Source organism: Colwellia psychrerythraea 34H (assembly GCF_000012325.1).
Taxonomy (GTDB): domain Bacteria; phylum Pseudomonadota; class Gammaproteobacteria; order Enterobacterales; family Alteromonadaceae; genus Colwellia; species Colwellia psychrerythraea_A.
In genome coordinates, this window is sequence record NC_003910.7 from 2,223,408 (window position 1) to 2,235,081 (window position 11,674).

The window sequence follows — 11,674 nt, forward strand, 5'->3', positions numbered from 1 at the left end:
ACAACATACACTGCTGAAAATTTTTATGTCTAATAATGATGACAATTGGGAGTTGATGTGGAGTTACTTTGTCCTGCTGGTAATTTACCCGCGCTAAAAACAGCAATAGATAATGGCGCCGATGCGGTTTATATCGGGTTAAAAGATGATACCAATGCCCGCCACTTTGCTGGTCTTAACTTTAATGATGGTAAATTAGCCAAAGCTGCTGATTATGTACATCAGCGAGGTAAAAAGCTGCATGTAGCCATCAATACCTTCGCCCATGCCGGCGGTGAAGAACGTTGGCAAAAAGCCGTTGATAATGCGGTTGCCATAGGCACAGATGCTTTAATTATCGCCGATTTAGGTGTGCTAGATTACGCCGCAACAAAATACCCTGATGTTGAACGTCATGTATCAGTACAAGCCTCAACCACAAATCTTGAAGCGATAAAGTTTTTTAAAAACAACTTTGATGTTCAGCGAGTTGTGCTGCCGCGCGTATTGTCTGTGCAACAAGTTAGACAGTTAGCTAAAAGTAGTCCGGTACCATTAGAAGTCTTTGCTTTTGGTAGTCTATGTATCATGGCGGAAGGGCGCTGTTACTTATCTTCTTATATGACGGGAGAGTCTCCTAATACGGTAGGCGCGTGCTCACCGGCGAAATATGTTAGATGGCAAGAAACAGATAAAGGCTTAGAATCTCGCTTAAATGGTGTCCTTATAGACCGTTACCAAGAAGACGAAAATGCAGGTTATCCGACACTATGTAAAGGTCGCTTTGAAGTTGATAATAATGTTTATCATGCCTTAGAAGAGCCTACCAGCCTGAATACGTTAGAGCTTATTCCTGACCTAATTGCCATGGGCATAGTCTCGGTAAAAATTGAAGGCAGACAACGTAGCCCCGCTTATGTCGAGCAAGTAGCTAAAACGTGGCGAATGGCGTTAGACAGATATCAGCAGAACCCAGAGAACTTTACTGTTGAAGGTGCTTGGATGAATACCCTAGCTAATTTGTCTGAAGGTTCACAAACCACGTTAGGTGCATATCACAGAAAGTGGCAATAATTGTCACTCATCTTAAAACTTAAAAACTATAAAATTAGCGATAGCGATAAAATTTAGGAAAAATCATGAAATTCTCTTTAGGACCTAGCCTATTCTTTTGGCCGAAAAATGAGGTGGTAGACTTCTACCAACAAGCGAAAGAATCGAGTGCTGATGTCATTTATTTGGGCGAAACGGTTTGTTCAAAAAGGCGTGAACTTCGCGCTAAAGATTGGCTTGGCTTAGCGCAAGACGTTGCCCAAGATACTAATAAACAGGTGGTTGTTTCAACAATGACTTTGCTTGAGTCACCTGCTGAAATACAAGTGTTAAAGCGCTTGTGTGATAACGGTGAATTTCTGGTAGAAGCCAATGATTTAAGCGCAGTGCAAATTATGCATGAGCTTAAAATGCCGTTTGTCGCAGGGCCTGCGATTAATTGTTATAACTTATCAACCCTTAAAGTCTTGTTAAAACAAGGTATGACGCGCTGGTTAATGCCTGTTGAACTCAGTGGTGATTGGTTAAAAATACTATTAGAACAAGCGACAGAGGCAGGTATTCGACAGCAGTTCGAATGTGAAGTCTTTTCATGGGGTTACCTACCGTTAGCCTATTCTGCCCGTTGCTTTACCGCTCGCTCTGAAGATAAAGCAAAAGATGATTGTGAGTATTGTTGCATTAAGTACCCGGAAGGTCGCCGAATGAATAGTCGCGAAGGAGAACGAGTATTTGTGCTAAATGGTATTCAAACTTTGTCTGGTTACCAGTATAATCTCATCAATGAAATGCCAGCCCTTGATGCAATGGGGGTTGATATTGCCCGCATTAGTGCAGATAGCACAGAAGCTTTTACCCAACTTGATAACTTTAGAGAGCAACTTGTTAACCCAACGAGAAAAGAACTCGACGGTGTCACAGAATGTAATGGTTTTTGGCATAAGATTGCAGGCATGTCCGTAGCTTAAAATTAGCGAGAGTTAAATTAGCTGCAATAATTAAATGAGAATAATGAGAACACTATGTATACCTTAAACTTGAACCAAATGACTCAGCAAGAATTCTTAGACGAATACTGGCAAAAGAAACCTGTAGTAATACGGCAGGGATTTAAAGACTTTGTTGACCCTATTGCTCCTGACGAATTGGCAGGTCTAGCGATGGAGGAGCAAATAGAGTCTCGTTTGGTTCATAAACAAGATGGACAATGGCAAGCTGCTTTTGGCCCATTTGAAAGTTATGAACATTTAGGCACTGAGAACTGGTCTCTTGTAGTACAAGCCCTTGATAACTTCTCTGAAGAGTCGGCAGGAATTATTGAAGCATTCCGATTTATTCCTCACTGGCGTTTAGATGACTTAATGGCAAGTTTTGCTATGCCCGGTGGCAGTGTTGGTCCACACATAGATAACTACGATACTTTCATTTGCCAAGGCTCAGGTAAACGTCATTGGCGAGTTGGAGATAGCGGTGAGCACGTAGAATTTGCAGCCCACGAAGCGTTATTACATGTCGAGGCATTTGAGGCTATCATCGATGTAGAACTCGACGCTGGAGATATCTTGTATATTCCACCTGGATTCCCCCATGAAGGTATATCCCTTGACACCTCAATGAGCTTTTCTGTCGGTTTTCGAGGTAATTCAGCGGTAAGTGTACTTAGTGCTTTTGCTGATCATTTAATTGATAATGAAAAAGGTAGCCAGTTATTAACCGATCCTAATAGGCTGGTTACTAGTAATAGTGGCGAGGTAAGCAACAACGATTACGCGAGTATTAAGTTGCAAGTTCAGAATCTACTTGATGATGACATTAACTTTAAAAAATTCACGGGGCAGTTTTTAACTACCGCGAAACATGATCTAGATATTTTAATACCGGATGAACCGTTTGAGCTTACTGAAGTGAGTAACTTGCTTAACAGTCATGCTATCAAACGTCTAGGCGGCTTACGTGCTTTTTACTTCGAAGATACTATTGAACAGGGTTTGTGTTATATCAATGGTAGTGAATTGGCTTTTTCAGCAGAAATTGCTAATGGTGTGAAACTACTTTGTGACAAAGTGATGTTGTTACCTGACGATCTTAGTGACTGGAGCCATAATGCTGCTTTTGTTGAGTTAACGACAGAGTTACTGAACCAAGGTTATTGGTATTTAGCTGAAGCAGAGTAGCTAACTTGGCTTTAGTCAATTTTCCTTCTGAAAATGGCACTTATCTGTTTATGTTATAGCTATGTTATTTTTAAATATACAGGGTTCAACCGGCATTTAGGAACGCCTTTATTTAAGGAATTGATTAAAGATAATAGTTATTCAGAATAGTATGTAAAAACTTACGCTAATCAACTAAAGCGATATTGCGTTATTGTTGAACAATAACGCAATATAAAGCGCTTCTACACTAAACTTGTAGTGATACCTCCCCAAAAAAGTGACCAGTATAAAACTTATAGTTTGCTAAGTTCACCGCAAACATTAAGACTAAATTAATATAGCTACATCATCTACAGGTCACAAATATCCCATAAACGCGGATTGACATTAATTGAACTGAGATTGAGCAAGGAAAAGCATTCGTCAAGTATCGATAACTGACAAAATTTAACCTGCAGTTTTAGCTCATCGGATCCCACGGCAGCGCTAACCAGAAAACTCCATACTTATGTCTTTATTTCTCGCTATAACATGAAAAATTTAGTATTCACATCTGTCCAATCAGGAAATCAAGCTCAAGTAAAAAATGAATGTCCCAAACAGAGTCTGGCGAGTGAAATAGAACTTTTTAGTGCACTTCTTACAAAAAAAAGGTAATTAAAGTTAGTTTTAGGTAAATTAAATGTTAATTGCTTCGTATTTAATACATTCACTAACCCTATTTTAGTGTGTATATTACTACGAACAATAGGATATTGGTGGCTATAAAGTCACTAGCACAAGGATAACAATGAGAAAGAATAATTATACTTTAATTGCAGCGTTAGTTGCCGCAACATTAGGCGTTAGTACTCTTAGTGGTTGTAACACTATGGAGTCTACTGCTAACACTCAATCGGTATTAGTGAATCAAGAAACCGTGGTTAAAAGTCAAAATGATCAACGCCAATACCGTTATGTCGAACTTGATAATGGTTTAAAAGTGATACTCGTTTCTGACAGTAGCGCTGATAAATCTGCTGCTTCAATGGATGTACATATAGGTCATATGGCCGATCCTAAAGACCGTGAAGGTCTTGCCCATTTCTTAGAACATATGTTGTTTTTAGGGACTGATAAATACCCTAAAGTGGGTGAATACAATGAATATTTAAAAGCGAACGGCGGTTGGTCAAATGCTGGCACAGGTCAAGAACACACCAATTATTTTTTTCAAGTAAATCAAGACTCATTAGAAGAAGCGACTGATCGTTTTGCGCAATTTTTTATTTCACCTAGTTTAGATTTACAATACGTAGACCGCGAAAAAAATGCGGTTAACTCTGAATACAGCATGAAAATTAAAGATGATGCCCGCCGTATTAGAGAAGTATTGAAAGACACACGAAACCCTGAGCATCCATCAAGCCAATTTTCGGTCGGTAATTTAGATACATTAGCGGACCGCGAAAATGATGTGCTTATTGATGACTTAAAAGCACTTTATAAAGAGAATTATAGTGCTAGCCGTATGTCACTGTCATTGGTAGGTCGTGAAGACCTAGACACCTTAGAGAAATGGGCACGTGAAAAATTCACAGCCATTCCAAATAATGGTTCAAAATCTACTCCTGTTAAGGTTAAGCCCTATTTACCTGAGCAGTTAGGCGTAAAAATCAATATAGAGCCAATGAAAGATATAAGAAAGCTAACGTTGGCATTTCCTGTTAACAAGTCAACTCAGTATTTTGAAGAAAAACCACTTATTATTATCTCATCTTTATTAGGTCAAGAAGGCAAAGGCAGCTTATATAGCCATCTAAAAAACCAGGGATTAATAGAATCTTTAGGTACTAGCGCTTATGGTCCAGATGATTTTGAGCGTTTTACTGTAAGAATTACACTGACACCTAAAGGTTTAGCTGATTATCAACAAGTCACTGAAGCGGTATTTGCATATTTACAATTGTTGTCAAATAAGCAATACAACCAGCAGTACTTTACAGAACAAGCGGCTATCTCAAAAAATAGTTTTGATTTTTTAGAAAAACAGGGGGCAGCAGATACCGCTAGCAACCTTTCAAGACAGTTACAGTATTTTTCACCAAAAAACATTCTCAATGAAGGCTATTTGTATAGTGATTATTCTCACCAATTGATCACTGAATACTTGGCGCAGATAACACCTGAAAAAATGCGATTAGTGTTAATTGCTAAAGGTTTAACAACAGATCAAGTGCAACCTGAATACAATACGCCTTATGCAATGACTAAAATCAATGCAGAAGAGATGAGTCGTTATCAATCACCTAAAACCATTGATGCATTTTCGTTGCCAGCACCTAACCCATTTATTGCTACGAACCTAACAATGAAAAAATTAGAGTCAGATGCGAGCAAGCCAGTCGTTGCTTTTGAGAAATCAGGCTTTACTTTATGGCACAAGCAAGACACTGAGTTTAGAGTGCCTAAAGCATCTGTTAATGTACAAATTTACTCTGACCAAGCAGGAAAAAGTGCGTTATCACGCGCTCAAAACTATCTTTACAGTGCGTTATTAAAAGACAGTTTAAATGAGTTTGGTTATCCCGCCAAAGAAGCTGAATTATACTATAACGTTTGGTCTACCAGTGCAGGAATAGGCTTTGGCGTAAATGGCTATGATGAAAAACAAGCCATGCTGTTAAGTACAATCAATAAACGCGTTCGACATTTGGATATAGATGAAGCGGCTTTTAATTTACACAAAGAGCGCTTAGTACGTAAATGGAACAATGCTAAATTTGACCGTCCATATAGCCAAGCACGTTCAGCATTGAGCCAAATGCAAAGTACTAAAAGCTATTCAGCAAAAGCATTAGCCAGTGCACTTTCAACAGTAACAACAAAACAGTTAGCGCAATATATTAACGATTTTCATAAGGCGATTGAAGTCGAAGTATTGGTACACGGTAATATGCTTAAAGCAGAGTCGGTACAATTGGGCAAAAGCCTTTATGCGCTAAATATGACCGACTCTATAGCTAAAGAACGTGCTAATAAAGTTGTTAAGTTAAACAACACGAGTCATGCGTTAGTTCAAGAATTAGTGGTAGATCATAACGATTCGACCATTGTTGAAAGTTACATTAGTAATGATGATTCATTCGCTAATCGAGCTAAATATGGCTTATTTGGTAGCATGATAAACGCTCCTTTCTTTAAATCTATCCGTACCGATCAACAACTTGGCTATATTGTTAGTGGCCGAAATACCAAGTTAGAAAATTTACCTGGATTGTCATTTTTAATTCAATCGCCCAAAGCAGGACCGGTAGAATTAAAACGTCGGATCGATCAATTCATGACTGATTTTAAAGGGACATTAAATGAGATGACCGCTGAAAAATTTAATGAATACAAGCAAGGGCTCATTAAAGATTTACAAGCTAAAGATAAGAACTTAAATGAGCGCACACGGTATTACTGGTCAGAAATCAATGAAAAAATGTTTGATTTTAATAGCAAAGAAATAATTGTTGCTGAAGTTGAAAAGTTAACACATGACGATATGAAAGTGTTTTTCTCTTCAATAATAGAAACAACTCAACCTATTATTGTGCGAAGCTTTGGTACTGCCCATCAAGGTGATGACGATTACAAGCAAGCCTTGCACGATAATAGTATTTGTCGTACTGAGCAGTGCTTTACTAACGAACTTACTAAGGTTGTGAGATAACTATTATTGACTAATATAGTGGTGTTGTTTATCTAATTGATCAAAGGCTTTTGAATGAACTCAGAAGCCTTTTTTACAACTATCAATCGTCTTATCGACAGAGCTAACTAACCAGGGTTATTGTTATTTAGCTGACACAGAATAGTTAGTTAACAATAATAATTAACTGACCTTAGCTTAATGTAAAATTTTAAAGAGTATTACTCTACTTTCAAGCGGTTTCATTATTCACTGATGACACTCGCAGATATCTAGTGATATCAACCTCATCAATTTGTTCGCTGTTCATGTACTTATTGGCATAAGTTAAATAAGTGCCAGAGGTTAAAAATAGCTCGAATAAATCAATGTCAATATGTTGATCAATGGCGAATTTATGCAAAATATTAACTGATACACTTAAGGGTTTTGCTTTTTTATAGGGCCTATCAGCAGCCGTTAATGCCTCAAAAATATCAGCAATCACTAATACTCGTTCAGGGATAGTTAATTGGTCAGCCGTTAACTGTCTTGGATAACCCGTGCCAATAAGGGTTTCATGATGTGTTGAAGCAAATCGTGGAACATTAGCAAGCTCAGGAGGAAAAGGCAGTTGTTCTAACATTTTGATCGTACCTATAATGTGCTCATTGATAATATATCGGTCTTCTGCTGTTAATGTGCCACGAGAAACAGATAAGTTATATAACTCACCTAAATTAGCAATATGTTCAGGTGCAGACATTTTTATAGCGAGTTTTTCATCGAATTCTACTGGATTAGTTCGTCTAAAAATATGTTCTGCTTTGTCGGTCAATAACTGTTCAGTTACGGGAAATCTCTGTGATTGCGCATCTGTCGGTTGGTGGAGACCTTGCTGTTGGTTTTGTTTTGCTAAATGTAACTCTTCTACTGGCGATAAACCTAAAGTATCATCAAAGTGACGTTGCCAAGTTTGTTGAGCAATGAGGTGTAATTGCTCAATTTTATCCTCAGCCATAAACTCACTCCCTACATTCGCATTGGCTACAAAAGCAAAGTCTTGTGTTAATTGCCTTTGTTGCTCTATCAGTAACTGATGTAGTTGTTTTTGTTGTTCAGGTTTTTCTATTAAAGCCTGATAATAATTCACTTCAGCATCTCGCCATAGCACTTCAAAGCGCATTCTTACTTCATGAATACGGTTATATATGCTTTCAAGTTTACTGCCTTTATCAACGATATGTTCAGGGGTAATAATTTTTCCGCAATCGTGTAACCAAGCAGAAATTTTGAACTCACGGTATTCATCATTGGACTTAAACGAAAAATCTTTAAAGGTACTATTATCTTTAACAACTTCATTCACTAACATTAGGCCTAATTCAGGAACTCTATTGCAGTGACCACCGGTATATGCCGATTTATCATCGATAGTTTGTGCGATAAGTTGTATGAAAGAGTCCATCAATTCTTGCTGTTTTAGCTCATGGTCTTTAATCGCAACAGACATTTCGACTAATGAATAGGCAAGCTCATCAATTTCTTTAATATTACTTTTAACTAAATTGACTTCTTCATATTTTCTGTTTTTAATTTTCTCATTCTCTAATGCAAGTAACTTAATAGGTTTTACTATTGGGCTGGAAAAATCCAACTCACAGGCAGCACCAGTAATAAACAAATTGTTGTGATGATGATTGATAATTTTACCTTTGCAGCACTGGGAGCCAAAATAGTTTCACGCGGTACTATTATGGCTAAAAACTCTGTTTCGTTAAAATTAGTAGGAGTTAAGTAGATAAAACTCTCGATATTATTTATCACTGATGGCACCAGTTGCCCATGACGAAGGGTATTATCGGCTAACGATATTAATTCCGCATAAGGGACTACTCCTTGTTTGCTTTGTGCCTTACTTTGAGTAAACCACTTTGCTTTAAGTGCACTTTTTTGTTTTTCCGAAATATTATCTATAGCTAGATTAATAATGGTCATTAACTCGGTTTGTGAATCATGTAGCATAAAATGTAAAGAGTCGTTTAGGTCTGCTGGAGCAAAACTTACCTCGGAGTGATATTGAATGTTTTTAATAAAAAATTGCTGTTGGATATAACGAAAAATAACTTCGTTGTCAAAACCAGCAAAGATCTCGCCCTGTGCCACCGCTTTTAACATCGCTTTACTCGAAGGGTATTCAATAATATTAATACTTGGAAAGTGTTGTTTAAGGAGCTTGGTGTTTGACCAGCCTTGAGTGATTGCTAACTCTTTGCCTTGTAATTGACCTAGATTACTTATTTTAGTTACATTTTTCTGAGTGATGATAGTAAAGGGCAAGTTAATAAATTTTTCTGAAAATATTCCTCTCTGATTATTTTCTTCTGTTTTAAATACTGGTTGGAGTATATCGATGCTGTTGCTTTCAAATTCTTTAACTAACTCAAACCATGTTAAACCATTGGTATATTCAAACGTTAAGCCTGTCATCTGAGAAACTAAAGACAGTATTTCGATGCTATAACCTTTTGGTTGCCCTGATATTGAAAAATCAATAGGGGCCCAGTCAGTTTCATTAGATACTTTTAGCGGTGGAGTGTTTGCGATTAGTTGCTTTTGTTTATTGGACAGTGCGATTTTATTGACTTTTATCTTAGCAATCTTAGGTGCATTACCTTGGTTACTTGAGATTATCTCCCCTGATTTTTGAAATAAATAGACTTCTTTTTCTACATTACCGTTATGTGCCGAACCTTGGTTGGTTAGGTATTGATCAATAGAAGATAATGCAATATCCACCGCAAGGACAGCATCAGAGCCAGGGATTTTAGCTGAATAGGTTTGCCCTGGGGCTTGCAAATTTTGGAACATATAGGGATCAGTTTTATGAACTTCTCCCATTTTAGCGTTTAAATACCATAGCCGAACACTAGCGTCATAATCGGTGTTTTCTTCACGGATTATCCGTACAGTAAAGTCTGCATTAAGATAACTAAAAACGCGTTTTCTTTTGCTCGCTTCGCCAGTAACTTCAATGGTAAGCCAGCGATCTGAAATTGAAGCATCGACTTGTGCACGAATTGCTGGACTCGCGTCTAAATTGATTAACTCGTAGAGATCACCATTTCCAAAACCTATATATACTGCATAAAAGTCACTACTAGACTTGAGCACTTCTGAAAAAACAGGCCCGACAGAATTACTTACCTTATTACCCTCAACAAGGTCTCCAAATTTGGCGAACATGCGAGTAATATTTTGAGCTCTTTTATCGAGTGATTGTAAATGCTCTTGTGTTTTTTGACTCGATAAAGAAAATAGTTGGCTAGCGGATTCAGTAGCCATATTTTTACTGAAGTGATATTGCAAACTGATGGCAATAACGGCAGTAACAACCGTAGCTAAAATGAAAATACTTACTACGGTAAATCGAATAGTGTGCTGTGATAGCTTTGGCAAAAATTTCAATATGCTAAGTCCCTTCAACAAAATTATATTTGATAATAACAGCTTAACTTATTTTCAATTTTTTTTTATATTTAATATGAGCTGTTTATTTTACATTTTTACAACTAAATGTTATTAGTTATTGCTTGTTGATAAGCAATGCGGATAATAGCGGCTTATTTTCATTGACAGTAAGGCCTTGCTTGCCAATATGCGCTTAGATAAATTTATTTGTAAAAGTACTGAACTCACCCGAACCGAAGCTAAAAAAGTGCTTAAAAGCGGTGAGGTACGTGTTAATAATGAAGTCGCTAAAAATGCGGCAATGCAAGTACATGAAAACAATCTTATTACTATTGATGGTCAACAACTTAGCGCGCGTGGCTCTCGCTATTATATTTTACATAAGATAGTAGACACCATTTGTTCAAATGTTGATGAAATCTACCCGTCGGTATTACATTCTCTTGAGGTAGATAAAGCCTTCGATTTGCATATTGCTGGCCGATTAGATGCTGATACCACAGGTTTGGTCTTGATCACCGATGATGGTCGCTGGTCGCATAACGTTATTTCGCCGAAAAAGCAGTGCCAGAAAACATACCGTGTATGGCTACGCAGCGAAATTGACGATGATAAGTTATCTGCATTAGTCGCTAGGTTTGACAGTGGACTTCAGCTACAAGGAGAAGACTCACTTACTCGACCTGCAATATTAACGCGGGTAGAAATAGATAATTTGGTTGATGAAGCGTCTTATCGAAGTGAAGTTCTACTTACTATCACCGAAGGGAAATATCATCAAGTTAAACGTATGTTTGCAGCGGTAGGTAATAGGGTAGTGGGCTTACATAGAGAACAGATAGGAAAAATAACCTTGGGTGATTTAGCCCCAGGTGAGTGGCGTGAATTAACTGAAGATGAAATAACTCAATTTTCATAGCTTTGCTGGACTACTTTCGAATTAGAGCAGTTCATACAGTCATATCGCCAGTATTTGATAAAATACTGGCGTATCAGCTACAAAATCACTGGTAGCGACAGGTCTACTTTTTATTTAACTCATTAAATTTAGCCATCTGTTCATCAGTTGCTGGCAATTGATGTTTTTCTTTCCATTCACTGTAAGGCATACCGTAAACCTGTTCACGGGCAGCATCTATATCAACGTCAACACCTAACTTTTCTGCTTCACTCACTGTCCATTTACTAAAACAATTACGGCAAAAACCAGCTAAATTCATTAATTCTATATTTTGTACGTCTTTGCGTGAGTCTAAGTGTGCCAGTAAACGACGAAAAACTGCTGCTTGAATTTCTATTTCTTTATCCATTTTGTTAACCTTTACTGTGATTGTTTGTTGATAATACTTTATCTTTTTTT

The 11,674-nt window shown here is 37.5% G+C and carries 8 protein-coding genes; 5 read left to right on the top strand and 3 right to left on the bottom strand.

Features of this window, described 5'->3' with window-relative positions; genetic code table 11:
• Positions 1-57: 57 nt before the first annotated feature.
• The 4 genes from ubiU to CPS_RS09480 all read left to right on the top strand — a co-directional run bounded on the left by ubiU (position 58) and on the right by CPS_RS09480 (position 6,885).
• The gene (gene ubiU / locus CPS_RS09465; RefSeq protein ID WP_011042951.1) at positions 58-1,053 is read left to right on the top strand and encodes a ubiquinone anaerobic biosynthesis protein UbiU; all 996 of its coding nucleotides are present in this window, start codon (positions 58-60) and stop codon (positions 1,051-1,053) included.
• A 65-nt stretch (positions 1,054-1,118) separates the two neighbouring features.
• Positions 1,119-2,000: a U32 family peptidase gene (locus CPS_RS09470; protein WP_011042952.1), complete on the top strand. Its 882-nt coding sequence runs from the start codon at positions 1,119-1,121 to the stop codon at positions 1,998-2,000.
• A gap of 54 nt (positions 2,001-2,054) precedes the next feature.
• Entirely contained in the window at positions 2,055-3,206 is a 1,152-nt protein-coding gene (locus CPS_RS09475) for a cupin domain-containing protein (RefSeq protein ID WP_011042953.1), read from the top strand.
• A 772-nt stretch (positions 3,207-3,978) separates the two neighbouring features.
• Positions 3,979-6,885 carry an insulinase family protein gene (locus tag CPS_RS09480; protein WP_011042954.1) on the top strand — a complete coding sequence of 969 codons (2,907 nt, stop codon included), beginning with the start codon at positions 3,979-3,981 and terminating at the stop codon, positions 6,883-6,885.
• Positions 6,886-7,096: 211 nt separating this feature from the next.
• Here the strand turns inward: CPS_RS09480 and CPS_RS24305 are convergent, their stop codons facing one another.
• Positions 7,097-8,500 (bottom strand): HD-GYP domain-containing protein, encoded by a 1,404-nt coding sequence (locus CPS_RS24305; protein ID WP_337998954.1) that lies wholly within the window; start codon positions 8,498-8,500, stop codon positions 7,097-7,099.
• Positions 8,479-10,311, bottom strand: coding sequence for a transporter substrate-binding domain-containing protein (locus tag CPS_RS24310; RefSeq protein ID WP_337998955.1), 1,833 nt, complete (start codon positions 10,309-10,311; stop codon positions 8,479-8,481). The genes CPS_RS24305 and CPS_RS24310 overlap by 22 nt, the downstream gene beginning before the upstream one ends.
• 190 nt (positions 10,312-10,501) lie before the next feature.
• Between CPS_RS24310 and CPS_RS09490 the strand changes: the two genes are divergently transcribed.
• Positions 10,502-11,233: a pseudouridine synthase gene (locus CPS_RS09490; protein WP_011042955.1), complete on the top strand. Its 732-nt coding sequence runs from the start codon at positions 10,502-10,504 to the stop codon at positions 11,231-11,233.
• Between the two features lie 103 nt (positions 11,234-11,336).
• On the opposite strand, the gene CPS_RS09495 is transcribed toward CPS_RS09490, so the two are convergent.
• Entirely contained in the window at positions 11,337-11,624 is a 288-nt protein-coding gene (locus CPS_RS09495; RefSeq protein ID WP_011042956.1) for a DUF1244 domain-containing protein, read from the bottom strand.
• Between the last annotated feature and the right edge of the window lie 50 nt (positions 11,625-11,674).